Source organism: Herbaspirillum sp. meg3, from assembly GCF_002257565.1.
Taxonomy (GTDB): Bacteria; Pseudomonadota; Gammaproteobacteria; order Burkholderiales; family Burkholderiaceae_D; genus Herbaspirillum.
The window spans coordinates 1,262,246-1,277,405 of the sequence record NZ_CP022736.1; the positions used below are offsets into that span (position 1 = coordinate 1,262,246).

The window sequence follows — 15,160 nt, forward strand, 5'->3', positions numbered from 1 at the left end:
GTGAAGTACGGGGTGTGCCGAAGCGTAGTGCATTGCTCTGTCTTGAAAATTCGGTGAATCTCAGCTGTCGTTTTTGCGCGTGCGCGATCTCGATACCTTGGGCAATTCGCTGTCTTCCGCGCCCCACCATTCGCCCATGCTCCACAGGTTCTTTTCCGTCTCGGATACCGAGGCCTTGACGTCAACCTTGGATGTCGCCGCCATCAGTGCAACCAGGATTTCACTGACGAGAAAAGCCGGAACCAGCGTGTCGAAGAAGGAGGCGTTCTGTTTGCCGACCAGGATGGTCTCGGCCGCCATGCGTGCAATCGGCGAGCTGTCGCTGTCGGTAATGGCGATCAGCTTGACGCCGGTCTTGGCCAGATGTCCGGCAATCGATACCGCACGGCGCGAGTAAGGGGCGATGCAGCAGACGAACAAGGCATCCTTGGAGCCTGCCTGATGCATGATCTTCATCATGCCGCTTTCGCCAGCGCCATCGATGAGCGTGATGTTTTTGGCGAAGTATTCAGAGACGTGAGAAAACTGAAACGCCACCGGAAACGACGAGCGCAATCCCAGGCAATAGATCGTGCGTGAGGCGGAGAGAATTTTCACGGCGCGTACGATGGCCGCCAAGGTATCGGCGCTGCACAGCGCCTGGATGTGTGCGATGGCGTTGTTGGCGACATCCAGTGCGAGTGCGGTTTCGCCGATCTTTTGATTCAGTTCCACCAGGCCGTGGGCGCGCTGGCTGTACTCGTTGCTGCGTGAGCGCAGATTGTTTTTGAACACCTCGCGAATGTCGTCGTAACCCTCCATGCCGAGAAACTTGGCCAGCCGTGTCATGGTCGACGGAGGAATGCCGGCCAGCCGCGCTTGTTCGCGCATGGACATCACTGCCACCTCATGCGGATGATCGAGCACGAAGCCGGCAGCCAGACGCACTTGCCGCGGCAAGCTGTCGAAGCATTGCTTGATGTGCAGCACCAGCGCTTGCTGAGAGCGCAGGGCTTCAGACGACTTTGGCGATGCTGATGTGGCTTGATTCACGTTGACGCTCCGCAATCGGGATATGCAGGACATCAAGCAACATATGTGCCAATATTTTTTGCAAATGATTCAAATGAATCATTTTTGGAGGGCGTTTCAGCGGTCAGAAAAATCGCTGCGCAGGAGAGATTTGATTTTGATGATTCAAAAACAGAGGGCTGCGTGAATCAAATTGCCTGCAGCGGGAGCAACATCTCCCGTCACGTGCATCGTCAATGCGCCACGATGGACATGGTGGCGCTACAACGTGGTGAGCTTGGTTTGAACTCAGTTTGCATTAGTTGCCCGGATGCAGTTCTCTGAGGATGTCGAGGAAGAGGTCGGCGCGATACGTCGATGGGCGTGATGATTCGGTGACGGCGCAGATCGGATGATGGTAGGACGGACTGCCGCTTCTTACCTTCAGCGCGTAGCGCTTGCCGAGCAGCTGTACATAGTGCACCGGCAGGATGCCGAGATAGCTGCCCGTCGCCACCAGCAAGCCGATGGCTTCCAGGCCGCCGGCATCCGGGCCGCGCGCGTAGCCTTCGGTCGCCAGCGCCTGATCGACATAAGGATGTTGTCTATATACCAGTGGCAGATCGTCGGCGCCGCGCTTCGGTTTCTTTGCCGCGCTGTAGACACGATGCGTTTCCGAGAATAACGGCAGGTAGTTGAATTCACCCTCGCGCGGATACTTGCCGCGGATCGCAATGTCGACGCGATGTTCACGCAGCGCCTGATTAAGATCAGGGAAAGTCATGACGCTGATCTCCGGTCGCACATTGGGTGCGCGTTCACGCAGGACAGCCAGCGCTTCAGGGATCTTGCAATCGGGATGTGTCAGCGTGTGCTCGACGATGCCGATCGACAGTGAGCCGGACAGGACGCCATGCACCGCATCGATCTCGGAGCGGATACGCTCCAGTGAACGCAAGGCATCCGAGGCCAGCTTGAGCGCCACTTCACCTTCGGGCGTGAGCTTGAAACCGGCCGGGCCGCGTTCGCACAGACGGACACCGAGACGCTCTTCCACCTCGCGCACATGGCGGCTGATGGAGGCCTTGGACATGTGCAGGCGCTTCTCCGCAGCGGCGAAACCTCCGGCCTGAGCCGCATTGCAAAACACGCGCAAGGAGCGCAGGTCGCGTTCGTCGAAGTCCAGATGGATCATGATTGCCTGCCGGGAAGGTAAGTAGAGATCAACAATAAAAGGTATTGAATTTCAAGACTATACCTGCAAAACAATCATTTTTTATTATCTGCATTGCTTGCTAGAGTCAAACGCACTCGGCTGTGTCGGTACATGCGCTGGCTTCGATCTTGCATGGACATTGGCTTGTTTTTCTTCACAACACATTTTGTCCAAAGGATCATGCGTCATGGAACAACTTACCGTAGCACCACGCACCGGCCACAAAACATTGCTGTATTCGGAGCTGGTCACCGATATGTCTGATCTGAAAGCGGACATCGCCATCCTGGGAGTGCCGTTCGGTTCGGCCTATACGCCACGTCAATTCACCAACGACCAAAGCAATGCACCGCAAGCGATCCGCGACGTGACCGATCGCATCGTGCGTGCGCCGGAACATTACGATTTCGATATCGATGGCCCGCTGCTGCAAGGACGTAGCGATATCCGCTTTGTCGATTGCGGCGACGTGCTGCCCAATCTCGCCGTGCCCGGTGATCATCAGCGCCGTGCCGAACTGGCAATCCGCCAGATCCTGCGCGGCGGCGGCATGCCGATCGTGCTGGGAGGCGATCACGGCATCACCAACCCGGTCTTGCGCGGTTTCGATGAAGTGGGACCGGTCACCATCGTGCACATCGATGCGCATCTGGATTGGCGCGACGAGGTCAATGGTGTGCGCGACGGCTTGTCGAGCGTGATTCGCCGTGCATCCGAACTGCCATTCGTGGAGCACATCGTGCAGATCGGTTTGCGCGCACAGGGCAGCGGACGTCCTGCCGATTACGAAGCCGCCAAAGCCTGGGGCGCTGATCTGATCTCGGCGTATGAGCTGCACGATGTCGGCATGGATGCCGTGTTGGCACGCATCCCCGATGGCGGCAACTATTACCTGACTATTGATGCCGATGGTCTCGATCCGACCATCATGCCGGCCGTCGATGGCCCGGCGCCCGGTGGTGTGAGTTTTGTGCAGGCGCGCAAGCTGATTCACGGACTGGTGAAGAAAGGACGCGTGGTCGGCATGGATATCGTCGAGATTCAACCCGTCAAGGACAACGCCAGCAAGCTGACTTGCGTCACGGCCGGTCGACTGATCGTCAATCTGATCGGCGCGACGATTCGCGCCGGTTATTTCGACAAGAAGAACAAAGCGTAAGCAACTGCATCACTTCACCCCACACTTTCACTGAGGCTCTCATGGAACACACGCGCATTCGCAGATTCAACACCAAAGATACCTATCCGGAACAAAAGATCGACAACGACCTATGCCAGGCAGTCGTCGCGCGTGGCACGACCGTTTTCCTGCGCGGTCAGATCGGGCAGAATCTGGACACGTCGGAAAGCGTCTGCATCGGTGACGTCAAAGGCCAGACCGAGCAAGCGATGTTCAACATCGACATGCTGCTCAAGGAAGCCGGCGGCAAGCTGGAGCATATCTGCAAGGTGACGATTTATATCTCCGATCCACGCTACCGCGAAGATGTGTATCGCGTGGTCGGTCGCTGGCTCAAAGGCGTGTTTCCGGTATCGACCGGTATCGTGGTGTCGGCGTTTGCACGTCCGGAATATCTGGTGGAGGTCGATGCGACCGCCGTCATTCCTGATTAAGAATGACTGGCGCGCTGCCCGATCTGTTCGAGCAGCCGCTGTCCTTCTTCACTGTTGAACCAGGTGGCATGGCCGAGGTAGTAGGTGTCGTACGCCAGCGAAGCATTTTTTGCGGAGCGCGTGATACCGTGGAAATAGGCCAGCTCGGCCAGCGCAAATTCCGCATGCACCAATGGCAGCAACGCTGCCAGTGCTTTCCATTGACGCGAAGTCAGCGGACGGATCAGGTGGTAGCCGTCCAGCATGGCGTCGAGCAGATCGGGATGCGCCACGTTCGGCTTGCCTGTCTGTGCATCTTGCGTATTTTGCGCATCTTGTATTGCCAGCCACTCGATGATATTGCGCTCGATCGCCGTCGCCAGATCGTGCAGGGCGCAGGTGCGGTCGCTGAGACCGAAGTCGAGGATGGTTTCCACACCGGCTGCCGCGCTGCGGTCGGTCCACAGCAGATTCGACGCATGCCAGTCGTTGTGCGTCCACAGCGGCGTCAGCTCGTCCAGATAAGGGCGCAGCTTGTCGTGGAAGGGCAGCAGCGTCGTCGCGGTTTCATCGCGCCAGTTGCGCTGCTTCAGATAATCGCCGATGGCCGGGCGTTGTTCAACATAGTGCTGCAGCGCGGGCATCGGATCCTGCTGCGAAAAAATCGTGAAGCTCGATACCAGCGTCTGCGCCTTGCGTGCTGGTGCGGCGTAGTCTTCTGCCGCCAGATGCAAACGCGCCAGTGCCTTGCCCGCTTCATGCGCGTGCACGCGGCTGGTGAAGGGCGTCCATGATACGGCGTCGCGGTACAGATCGACGCCCGAGGCCACGCTGTGCACTTCATACGTCCAGTGATCATCCGTGATGGCGGTCGCGCCGTCTGTGGTGGTCAGCACTTCGCTTACAGCGATGCCGCGGCTGCGCAGGTGATTGATGAAGCCGTGTTCTTCGCTCAGGCCGTCAACGTCGCGCACCGAGATATGGTGGCGTTTGACGAACACTTCCATCGTTGACGTCGTCATCACGCAACCCGCCGAGAACGGGCGCGGGCTATGCCACACCAGACGCTTTGGGATTCCAGCCTGCGGATAATGCTGCAGCACGCGTGTGACTTCGGCCGACGTCAGCGCCGGCCAGTCCGAAATCACCGCGTCGGCATTCATGCCGTGGCTGAGGACGCGGGTCAGGTGATGGGAAGCGGCTTCCATGCAGGCGCTCGCCGATCAGAAATCGTATTGCACCGTCAGACGCGCCAGACGCGGCGCACCGAGATGCAGGTAACTGTCGCCCAGCGATTCGCCGGTGTCTTTCCAGTAGCGCTTGTCGAAGATGTTGTCGACGGTCAGGCGCACGGTAGTTGGATGGCCGCTCATGCGGGTCTGATAGCGCAAGCCGGCGTTGAAGATATGGTAAGCCGGCACGGTGGCGCTGCCATCGCGGGTGGCTGCCTTGCTGCCGCTGTACAGCCAGCTGCCTTGCAGATTCAGGCCCGGCATGGCTGCCAGCGCATAGTCGGCATACACCGCGCTGCGCACGCGCGGCACGTTGATTGCCTGCTTGCCGTCATAAGCTGCTGTGCCGGTACCGTCGGCGCGTGCCTGGATGAAGGCCATGCTGGCGGCCAGACGAAGCTGCTTGGTGACGTTGCCCGAGGCGCCGAGCTCGATACCGGTATGGGTTTCCTTGCCTTGCTGGACGTAGGTGAAGCTGGTGCCGCCGGCGTCCGGTTGCGGATACTCATAGGCTTTCTTCATGCGGAAGATCGCCGAGGTAAAGCTCAGGTCCTTGCTCCAGTCATATTTGAAGCCGGCTTCCAGTTGACGCGCCACCGACGGCGGCAGCGTGGTCGGGTAGTTGCTTTCCCAGAATGCCGCAGATGTGCCCATGCTGAGCGTCTCGGCATAGCTGCCATACAGCGACATGTTGGCTTGCGGTTTGAAGATCAGCGCGAGTTGCGGCAGGAACTGGTTGCGGTCGGTATCACGCGTGGTAACGCCGGTGGCGTTGTAGGTTTTTTCTTTCAGCCAGACCTGGCGTCCACCTGCCAGTACTTGCCAGCGGTCGCTGAACTGCACACGGTCAGTGAAGAAGAGGGCTTGCTGGCGGCTATCCAGATTGCGATACGACGCCGGAACAGGATCAGTCGCAGCAGGCAACACGGCCGGCGTTGCGGCATAAATATTGTCGCTGCCGACCGGAATCGAAATGCCATCCGACTTGTCGACCACGCGGCGCGACAGGCTCAGGCCGGCTGTCAGACTATGTTTGACGAAGCCGGTGTTGAAGTTGCCCTGCAATACTGCCTGGCCTTCATCGTTGCGGCGGGTGTCGTCGGGGCTGCGATAGTCGTAGACGTCAAAGTCGCCGTTGGCCGCGAAGGTCGGCGAGAAGCTGGTCGCCACATTGCTGCCGTAAGGGAAAGCCAGGTAGTCGTCGATGACCGCGCGGCTGCGGCCGATGTTGACGTAGGCGCTCCAGTCGGCGTTGAGCTCGACATCGAAGCGCGTATTCATGTTGAGCGAATCGATGCGTACCGGTTGCACCCAGGATTGCGGCGACAGCATGGTGCTCGGCGACACATTGGACGGCACGGTTTTTCCGCCCAGCAGTTGATAGCCGGCGACCGACTTCTGCGCTTTTTTCTGATATTCGATATTGAACTGCAAATGCGCCGTGGACGTGATGTCCCAGTTCGCCGCGACCGAGGCGAAGTCGCGATAGCCGTTGCTGTTGTTGACGTAGGAATTGATATCTTCATGCGCAGCGTTGACGCGCAGGCCGAATTGCTTGCGATCGCCGAACAGTGCACCGAGGTCGGTCGACACATAGCGCGACCCGTTGGAGTCGGTGCCGAACATCACCGAGCGCACATCGGCCGGACGTTTGGTGACGTAATTGACCAGGCCGCCGGCATTGACGACACCGCCTTGCAGGCCGGACAAACCTTTGACGATTTCAACCTGTTCCTTGTTCTCCAGCGCGATGTTCTGTTCGCCGACAACGGACAAGCCGTTGATGCGGTAGCCGCTCGCCAGATCCAGTGGAAATCCACGCACACTGATGTTCTCGTAGTAGCCGACCGGCGCATAGTTCTCGCCGACGCTGGCGTCGTTCTTGATGACGTCACTGAGCAGGCGGGCTTGCTGATCCTTCAGTTGCGCTTCGGTCACGACGGCAACCGAAGCCGGCGTATCGAGCAGCGGCGTGTCGCCGAAACCGGCGATGTTCGACGAGCGAGGGTGATAGGTCGAACCGGAGGCGTCTTCAGCCGTAACGCTGACGGTCGGTAACGAACCGGCATCGGCAGGTTCTTCGGCGCGAGCGTTGTTGATGAAGACGCACGGTGCGCTGGCTAACGTCAGGGAAATGGCGAGAGGAGAAAAACGTTTCATCGGTATTGCTTTACTTTGCTTGAAGACGATGCGAGCGCACGGTTTATTGTTGCCCGCGTGCGGTACGAACGGCGCGCGCCAGGTCGATCACCGACATGGCGTAAAAATAGCTGCGGTTGTACTGCGTGATGGCGAAGAAATTGTTGGTCGCCAGCCAGTGGTCGGTCGGCGCCGTGCCGTTCTGCAAATCGACCACGCCATAACGCAATCCGGCAGGCAGTTCTGCGCCGGGGATGACGCCGGCGGCTTTCAGCTCATCCGGCGAAAACTTGGCTTCGAGGCCCTGGTTGATCAGGTCTTCGGCTTTGGCGGTATCAGTGACGGTGGCCGGGAAGACGGTTGGTTCGCCGCGTTGCCAGCCATGGATCTTGAGGAAGTTGGCGACGCTGCCGATGGCGTCCACCGGCGAGTTGCGCAGATCGATCTTGCCGTTGCCGTCGAAATCGACGGCATACTGGCGGATGCTGCTTGGCATGAACTGCGGCCAGCCGATGGCGCCGGCATAGGAGCCGAGCAGCGAAAACGGGTCGACATTCGATTCACGCGCAAACAGCAGGGTGTTTTCCAGCTCGCCGCGGAAGAAGGCCATGCGCGCGTCGCGGTTGGCGGTCTTGGGATAATCGAAGGTCAGGGTGGTGATGGCATCCATCACGCGGAAGTTGCCGGTGTTGCGGCCGTAGACGGTTTCCACGCCGATGATACCGACGATGATCTCGGCCGGCACGCCGTATTGGGCTTCTGCACGGGACAGCGCCAGTTCGTGTTCATTCCAGAAATCGACACCGGCGTTGATGCGTTTCGGCTCGACGAAGCGCGCGCGGTAGGCTTGCCAGTTTTTCGGTTTGCCGCTGGGTGCGGGTTTGATCAGCTGGATGGCGGTGTCGAGATAGCGTGCCTTGCTGAAGACGGCTTGCAACGCGGCCTTGTCAAAACCGTTGCGCTCGACCATTTCATCGATGAAGGCGTTGACTTCCTTCCATTGGCTGAAGTTGGCGAATTCGCCGTCGTCGGCTTCTGCGGATTTCTTCTTCGGCTTGGCTTTTTGCTTGGTGGCTTTACTACTCGTCTTGCTCTTGGACGTGGCTGTCGTCGACTCTGCATGGACGGCCACCGGGTTCAGCAAAGCCAGGGAAAGTGCGAACAAGCCAAGCAGGGAAGAGGGAAAGCTGAAGCGGAAGCTATGTTTCATCGACATGGATAGGCACAAGTTCATGGAAATTCAGGGAAATCGGAATGCGCCATCGCGCCGCTGCTCGTAAGCTGGCTGACAGGCAAGTCAGCCAGTATACATGAACGACTGGGCGGTCCGTGCCACGCCCGCCCCGAGGATGTACACTATTCATCACGGCCCGACGTCTTTGAGGCGGATGCATGGACGGTGGAGACAAGAACGAGCGAGACCTGCTGACGGGCAGATATTCAAAAAGACAACAATGACTACCGCTTTCTATACCCATTCCGATTGTCAGCGCCATGAGATGGGCGAATGGCATCCCGAGACACCGCTGCGCTTGCAGGCGATTGAAGATCAACTGATTTCAAGCCGCATCGACCAGTTCGTGGATCGCCGCGAAGCGCCGTTGGCCGACCTCGCCGACATTGAGCGCGTCCATACCGCCAATGCGGTCTCCCTGATCCGCGACAGCGCTGCTGCGCTGGCCGAGAGCGGCGCTGCACACTATCCGCTCGATGGGGACACCTCCATCAATCAGCACAGCTGGAAGGCAGCCTTGCGCGCCGCCGGTGCGGCAGTGGCCGCAACGGATGCAGTGATCTCCGGAGAGCTGGAGAACGCCTTTTGCTCGGTGCGTCCGCCGGGGCATCACGCCACGCCGACGACGCCGATGGGTTTTTGCCTGTTCAACAACGTCGCCATCGCGGCGCGCCACGCCATCGACGTGCATGGGCTGGAGCGCGTCGCCATCGTTGATTTTGACGTGCATCACGGCAACGGCACCGAAGAGGCTTTCAAGCACGATCCGCGCGTGCTGATGGTGAGTTTCTTCCAGCATCCGTTTTATCCGTTCAGCGGCGCCGATCCCGCTGAGCCGCATATCCTCAACGAGCCGCTGCCGGCGTATACCGCAGGCGATGTCGTGCGCAAGCTGGTGACGGACAAATGGCTGCCGGCGCTGCATGCGCATCGGCCGCAAATGATTTTCATCTCGGCCGGCTTCGACGCGCACCGCGAAGACGACATGGGGCAGATGGCGCTGGTCGAAGCCGATTACGCCTGGATGACGAAGCAGATCATGGACGTGGCGCGGCAACATTCCAGCGGCCGTATCGTCAGTTGTCTGGAAGGCGGCTACAACCTGTCGGCGCTGGGCCGCAGCGTGGTGGCCCATCTCAAGGTGCTGGCCGACCTGGATTGAACTTCGCGCTACGCCGTTTCCAGCTTGTCGTAAGCGGCGACAATCGCATCTGCCACCGCACGTACGCGGGCAGTGCGATTGAGATCGTCATGCAGCACCAGCCACATGTCATAAGGCTCTGAGCGATCCGGCCACAATCGCACCAGTTGCGGCACGGTGTCCGCCATATAGGTTGGCAACTCGCCGATACCCAATCCCGCCGCCACGGCTTCCATCAGCATCAATCCTGAACTGACTTCCATCGCCACCCGGGCGTTGGCGGTTGATTCGCCGCAAATGGTTTCGATTTGCGAGGTGTAGATCGCGCGCTGATACATCACCACATCGTGTCCCGCCAAGGCCGAGCCGGGCTGTGGCATGCCATGTCTTTCGACATAAGCCTTGGATGCATACAAACCGACGGCCAGCCGCTTCAGATGGCGCGAGATCAAATCCGGACTGGTGGGGCGCAGGCTGCGAACGGCCAGGTCGGCTTCGCGCCGGGTCAGATTGGAAACTTGCGTCGAAGTCGTCAATACCACGCGTATCGCAGGGTGTTCGGCCGCCAGCTGCTGCATGGCCGGCATCAGCACGTGCTTGGCCATGGTGTCGGTGGCCGCCACGCGTACCACGCCACACAGGCGCTCGTCGATGCCCTGCATCTGGCGTTGCAACTGGTCGGCGGCTTGCTCCATCTTTTCCACGGCGGCAATCGCCAGATCGCCCGCAGGTGTGGCGACATAGCCGGCTGGCGTGCGCAGGAACAGACGCGCCCCCAGCGATTTTTCCATCGCATTGAGTCGGCGGCCGACCGTGGCCTGGTCGATCTGCAATTGCTCAGCAGCGCCGCGCAGCGTACCGGCCCGCTGGATTGCCAGAAAAATACGAGCGTTATCCCAATCCATGATCCCAGTCCATACGTGTTTTCAGAGAAATTGAAGGGTGATTGCGTGATGCATTTTTGCATCAGAGTCATGAGGTTATGCTTATTTATTGCATTGCGCAAGAAGCATAAAATGGCACCTTGCTCGTATTCCCGGTTGCCAGGCTTGCATTGAGAAGTAGGTTTGCCGGCGGTCCCCACAGAAAGAGAAGTGCCCCATGTCAACACAATGTCCTTCGCAGACGGTGTCTGCAACCGCGGCTGCAGCCCTGCCTGCCGCTGCACCGGCGGCGGCTAAGCCGAAAACACGTCAACCCGCCCACGTCGGCTTGCTGCCCCTGATCACGCTTGCTATCGGCTTCGTGATGGCCATGCTGGACGTGACCGTCGTCAATGTCGGTCTGTCATCGATCGAGAAGAGCCTCGCCACGCCGCTCAGCATGCTGGTCTGGATCGTCGACGGCTATACGCTGAGTTTTGCCGCCATGCTGCTGGTCGGCGGCGCGCTGGCGGATCGCTACGGCGCCAAGAATATCTATCTGCTTGGCCTGGTGCTGTTCGTGGTGGCATCGCTGCTATGCGGCGCGGCACCCAACGGCGGCATGCTGGTTGCGGCGCGGCTGCTGCAAGGTCTGGGGGCGGCGTTCTTCATGCCGAGCTCACTGAGCCTGTTGACGCATGTCTATGAAGATGACCGGGTGCGTGCCCGCATGTTGGGCGTGTGGTCGGCGACAGTCGGCGGCGCAGCGGCAGTCGGCCCGCTGGTTGGCGGCATCCTGATTCATTCTTTCGGCTGGCGCAGCGTGTTTTTGATCAACGTGCCGGTCGGCTTGCTGGGCCTGTTCATGGCCGTCAAGATGATTCCTGCGGTGGAGAAGCACATGCGCGCGCTAACCATCACCAGCCACTTCCTGGGTGTGCTGATGCTGGCGGCGCTGAGCTTTGTGCTGATTCAGGGCCCGGTCTACGGCTGGACGTCGATGCCAATTGTCACCGCCGTTATCGTCGTGCTGCTGGCTTTGGGGACGCTGGTACAGCGTGAGCGCAGCGGGTCGGTGCCGCTGTTGCCACGCGCCTTGTTCGCCACACCGCAGTTCGCGGCGGCCAACGGCATCGGCTTCCTGATCAACTTCGGCGTGTACGGCCAGTTCTTTTTCCTGGCGTTGTTCCTGCAGCAAGCACGTGGGGCGGATGCCTTGCAGACCGGTTTGCAGATGGTGCCGATGATGGCGGTGATTTTCATCGGCAATTTGAATTCGGGACGCATGACGGCCCGTTGGGGACCACGTTTGCCGCTGCGCCTCGGTTTGACGGTCGGCGCCGTGTTTTCGGCAGTGCAGATGGCACTGACGCCTGAGACACCTTACTGGATGGTGGCTGTCGCCGGTGCGCTGGCCAATCTGGGCATCAGCACCGCAATTCCAGCCATGACGACCGCTGTGATGCAAGTGGCCGGCAAGGTCAATTCCAACAGCGCTGCCGCCGCCTTGAACGCTAATCGCCAGATTGGCGCGCTGGTTGGTGTGGCGCTCATGGGGGCGATCCTGCATACCTTTACCGGCTGGACGACCCGCATCGTGCTGGCTTACGGCGTGATCTCCATCGTCTACATTTTGGCACTGGTGTTGGTATTGCGTTACGTCAATACGCGCTCGGCGACGACTACTGCACCGGTTGTCCCAGCTGGCGAATAAGTATCGGTTGTACGTTCTTTTTGGAAGCAAATAGGCCGCAGGCCGTAAAATAGCGGCTTATTTTGCAAAAAGAAGAATTCCGCATGTCTATTCAATGGTTCCCAGGTCACATGAACGCCGCCCGCAAGAAGGCGGCGGAAGCAATGGAAAAGGTCGACCTGGTCATCGAGGTGCTCGACGCGCGCCTGCCGCAGGCCAGCTGCAATCCGATGATTGAACAGATTCGTCTGTTTCGTCAGCGCCCTTGTCTGAAGATCCTCAACAAGAGCGATCTGGCCGATCCGGCCGTCACGCAAGCCTGGATCGCGCATTACAACAGCCAGAAGAACGTCAACGCCGTCGCCCTGAGCTGCAAGAAGCCCAGCGACGTCGCCAAGGTGCCCAAGCTGGCGTTGGCGCTGGCCCCGCATCGCGGCACACCGCTCAAGCCTTTGCGCATGATGATCATGGGCATTCCCAACGTCGGCAAGTCGACGCTGATGAATGCGCTGCTCAAAAAGCGCGTGGCTGCCGTCGGCGACGAGCCGGCCGTAACCAAAACCCAGCAGCGTCTTTACCTCGGCAACAACATGGTGCTGATCGATACGCCCGGCATGCTGTGGCCGAAGATCATGCATCCGAGCGACGGCCTGATGCTGGCAGCCAGTCACGCGGTCGGCAGCAACGCACTGATCGAAGAAGAAGTCGCGACTTTCCTCGCCGACGAATTGCTCAAGCGCTATCCGCAATTGCTGGCGGCACGCTATGGTTTCAAGACCGAAGGCATGGATGGCGTGGCAGTGGTGGAAGGCGTCGCGTCCAAGCGCGGCTTCCGTCTCAAGGGCGGTGATTTCGACTATGAAAAGGCTGCACATACCTTCCTGCAAGACTATCGCACCGGCGCACTCGGACGCATCACGCTGGAAACGCCGCAGACACGCGCTGAATTGCTGGCCGCCTATCAGGAAGAACTGGCGATTGCGGCAGCGGAAGAGGCCGCAGAACTCGCCGCAGCCGAGGCTGAGGAAGCGGAAAGAAATCGCGGCCGTCCTGAGTAATGGCATGGCGCCGTGTTTCGGTAAGGAAAAAGCTCGCTCCGGCGGGCTTTTTTATTGCGTGCTGGAGCGATATTGCACCCATGTTGCCGCCGGGTTTGTATCCGATAGCAGGCAGCCGTAATGAGTTGTAAAAAACGTGTCGGCCAGCCTGCTTCGATCTTACATTGCGAGGTATTCCGCATTCCGCTTGCTTCGGCGGTTTTATATTGATCTCACGTCCATTGCGTGCAATGACTTTGCTGAAACGAGGTAACCATGGCCGATAGCGTTTTTCTCAAGATCGAGTTCTATCTTCTTATCTTTTTTTCGCTGGTGCTGCCTGCGGCAATCTTTGCCACGATGCTGTTGAAGCGAGCGTTGGCGCGTTCCATCGTTTTGCTGTTCGGTATGGTGCTGCTAGTGTTGGCGGGGATTGATATTGTGCTGCTGAAGAAACTGGCGTGGCTGGCGAGAACCTCTTTATCGTCGCTCGACGATGCTTTCTTCAATTCTGAAATGTCGCTGTGCCTGTATCTGCTGCCCGCCTTTTTGGGTGGCGTCGGCACCAATGTGATTTCACATATTCTGATCCGTCATCTGCGAGAAGCGGAGGACAAGTTTGACCGCGAGCAGCCGGGACATTGGCGCTAGCTTTGTGCACTTGACTGCCGATGGCGGCAAGAGCGGTGCTCTCAATTTTCTTCGCAGGCAGTGCTGTCTGCGTGTGAATCGGACGCGCAGGATGACTTGCGGGCCTCGTAGGTTTTAACGGGTACCCAGCGCCGCTCTCGTATGCGATAGACGGTAAATACCGGACTGCGGAGATTGCCGCCCGCATCAAAGGATATGAGGCCCAGCAATCCTTTGTAGCGGATCTTGTGCAGTTCTTCTACGATCCGGTGCCGCTCTGTCGAATTGGCTTGTCTGATTGCGGCAATGAGCGTGTTGCAAGCATCGTACGACGACAGCGTGTAGACGCTGATACTGGTGCGGAATTTTGCCGTGAAGTTTTTTTCAAATGTTTTGAATTGCGGATATTCTTCGTAAGGCTTGCCGGGCGCCGCTGCAAAGACACCTTCGCCAACGCCCTGAGTCATGCTGAGAAAAATCGGATTCATCACGCTGCCGGTCAGAAAAAGTCTGGCCGGCACACGTAGCCGTTGTCGGGCGCGTACCAGATCTTCGCTGCGCTGCAGGTAGCCGCTGAAGAAAATCAGATCGGCCTCGCTGGCCGCAAATTGCGAAAGCGCAGCGTTGAAATCGGACGTTTTGTTGCTGACAGTGCTTCGGCCGACGAGTTCGGTGGAGGCACGCATCTGATCGGCGAAGGTGTCTGCCATGCGCGTGCCAAAAGCGGAAGTATCATCGAGTATTGCGATGCGTTTTGCCTTTAACTCGCGGGTCGCAAACTCGGCAATGGTAATTGCAGCTTCCTGGCTGTTGCCGATGGCGCGGAAGCTGGTGTTATAGCCTTGCTGGGTGAATTCCGGTGCGGCGGCTGACGCGCTGATGTGCGGCACACCGGCTGCCGCATAGAGCGGTGCTGCGATAGTGGTCGGTGCCGACGTCCAGTGCCCGATGACGCCGGTAACGCCGGCGGCGATCATCGATTTGGCGACAAAGCCGGCCACCGCCGTATCCGCTTTGTCATCGATGGCGAGTAGCTTGAAGACCAGTTTTTTTCCATTGATGGAATAGCGGTTGCGATTGGCTTCATCGATCGCCTGTTGGACGCCGTATTGGCCGCTTTGCGTCAGAGGCCAGGAAAGGGGGCCGGCAAATCCGATCAGCACGGTCTGCGTGTTTTCTTCGGACGAAGCGGGTTGGCAGTAGAGCGGGGCAAGCAGAAGGCTGATGCCGAGCAAGCGTCGCAGGCGATGTACCGATTTCATGTCGCTCCTTTCGAAGAGCATGCTGATGGAACGGGCGGGGAGAGATAACGCGTGACGAGTTGTCAGAATAACAAAATAATTGTTATTGAGGCAATTTTTAAGACAGGAAGGAAGAGAGGGGCTTTGCAGG

The 15,160-nt window shown here is 58.9% G+C and carries 14 protein-coding genes; 7 read left to right on the forward strand and 7 right to left on the reverse strand.

Translation table 11 applies throughout. The features are described 5' to 3' along the window. Positions 1-60: 60 nt before the first annotated feature. Positions 61-1,032 carry a MurR/RpiR family transcriptional regulator gene (locus hmeg3_RS05740; RefSeq protein ID WP_232511887.1) on the reverse strand — a complete coding sequence of 324 codons (972 nt, stop codon included), beginning with the start codon at positions 1,030-1,032 and terminating at the stop codon, positions 61-63. Here hmeg3_RS05740 and hmeg3_RS24910 point away from each other — a divergent pair. After that, complete coding sequence (locus hmeg3_RS24910; protein WP_198361919.1) at positions 1,024-1,335, forward strand: hypothetical protein; 312 nt, start codon at positions 1,024-1,026, stop codon at positions 1,333-1,335. The two genes, hmeg3_RS05740 and hmeg3_RS24910, sit on opposite strands and share 9 nt — an antisense overlap. Here hmeg3_RS24910 and hmeg3_RS05745 read toward each other — a convergent pair. Then, positions 1,310-2,185 (reverse strand): LysR family transcriptional regulator, encoded by an 876-nt coding sequence (locus hmeg3_RS05745; protein ID WP_094562890.1) that lies wholly within the window; start codon positions 2,183-2,185, stop codon positions 1,310-1,312. The two genes, hmeg3_RS24910 and hmeg3_RS05745, sit on opposite strands and share 26 nt — an antisense overlap. Positions 2,186-2,393: 208 nt before the next feature. Here hmeg3_RS05745 and hmeg3_RS05750 point away from each other — a divergent pair, with 208 nt between their 5' ends. Beyond that, on the forward strand, positions 2,394-3,365 hold the full coding sequence (locus hmeg3_RS05750; protein WP_094562891.1) for an agmatinase: 972 nt from the start codon (positions 2,394-2,396) through the stop codon (positions 3,363-3,365). A 41-nt stretch (positions 3,366-3,406) separates the two neighbouring features. Beyond that, positions 3,407-3,820, forward strand: coding sequence for a RidA family protein (locus hmeg3_RS05755; protein WP_094562892.1), 414 nt, complete (start codon positions 3,407-3,409; stop codon positions 3,818-3,820). Here hmeg3_RS05755 and hmeg3_RS05760 read toward each other — a convergent pair. Genes hmeg3_RS05760 through mltB form a run of 3 tightly spaced genes read right to left on the reverse strand, consistent with a single transcriptional unit; the run spans position 3,817 to position 8,386 of the window. After that, a complete protein-coding gene (locus hmeg3_RS05760) occupies positions 3,817-5,007 on the reverse strand; it encodes a phosphotransferase enzyme family protein (protein WP_094562893.1) in 1,191 nt (396 codons plus the stop codon). The two genes, hmeg3_RS05755 and hmeg3_RS05760, sit on opposite strands and share 4 nt — an antisense overlap. Before the next feature lie 15 nt (positions 5,008-5,022). Continuing rightward, positions 5,023-7,191: a TonB-dependent siderophore receptor gene (locus hmeg3_RS05765; RefSeq protein ID WP_094562894.1), complete on the reverse strand. Its 2,169-nt coding sequence runs from the start codon at positions 7,189-7,191 to the stop codon at positions 5,023-5,025. 43 nt (positions 7,192-7,234) lie between these two features. Beyond that, positions 7,235-8,386, reverse strand: a complete 1,152-nt coding sequence (gene mltB / locus hmeg3_RS05770) for a lytic murein transglycosylase B (protein WP_094562895.1) — start codon at positions 8,384-8,386, stop codon at positions 7,235-7,237. A gap of 238 nt (positions 8,387-8,624) precedes the next feature. On the opposite strand from mltB, the gene hmeg3_RS05775 reads away from it, so the two are divergent. Beyond that, positions 8,625-9,566: a histone deacetylase family protein gene (locus hmeg3_RS05775; RefSeq protein WP_094562896.1), complete on the forward strand. Its 942-nt coding sequence runs from the start codon at positions 8,625-8,627 to the stop codon at positions 9,564-9,566. An 8-nt stretch (positions 9,567-9,574) separates the two neighbouring features. Here hmeg3_RS05775 and hmeg3_RS05780 read toward each other — a convergent pair whose 3' ends face one another. Then, on the reverse strand, positions 9,575-10,450 hold the full coding sequence (locus hmeg3_RS05780; RefSeq protein WP_094562897.1) for a LysR family transcriptional regulator: 876 nt from the start codon (positions 10,448-10,450) through the stop codon (positions 9,575-9,577). A gap of 196 nt (positions 10,451-10,646) precedes the next feature. Between hmeg3_RS05780 and hmeg3_RS05785 the strand changes: the two genes are divergently transcribed. The 3 genes from hmeg3_RS05785 (at position 10,647) to hmeg3_RS05795 (ending at position 13,789) form a co-directional block, all read left to right on the forward strand. Next, complete coding sequence (locus tag hmeg3_RS05785) at positions 10,647-12,122, forward strand: MFS transporter (protein ID WP_232511891.1); 1,476 nt, start codon at positions 10,647-10,649, stop codon at positions 12,120-12,122. Between the two features lie 83 nt (positions 12,123-12,205). Beyond that, the gene (gene ylqF, locus hmeg3_RS05790; protein WP_094566161.1) at positions 12,206-13,159 is read left to right on the forward strand and encodes a ribosome biogenesis GTPase YlqF; all 954 of its coding nucleotides are present in this window, start codon (positions 12,206-12,208) and stop codon (positions 13,157-13,159) included. A gap of 255 nt (positions 13,160-13,414) precedes the next feature. Beyond that, positions 13,415-13,789 (forward strand): hypothetical protein, encoded by a 375-nt coding sequence (locus hmeg3_RS05795; RefSeq protein ID WP_094562898.1) that lies wholly within the window; start codon positions 13,415-13,417, stop codon positions 13,787-13,789. Between the two features lie 41 nt (positions 13,790-13,830). Here the strand turns inward: hmeg3_RS05795 and hmeg3_RS05800 are convergent, their stop codons facing one another. Then, positions 13,831-15,030 carry a branched-chain amino acid ABC transporter substrate-binding protein gene (locus hmeg3_RS05800; RefSeq protein ID WP_157739214.1) on the reverse strand — a complete coding sequence of 400 codons (1,200 nt, stop codon included), beginning with the start codon at positions 15,028-15,030 and terminating at the stop codon, positions 13,831-13,833. Positions 15,031-15,160 lie beyond the last annotated feature (130 nt).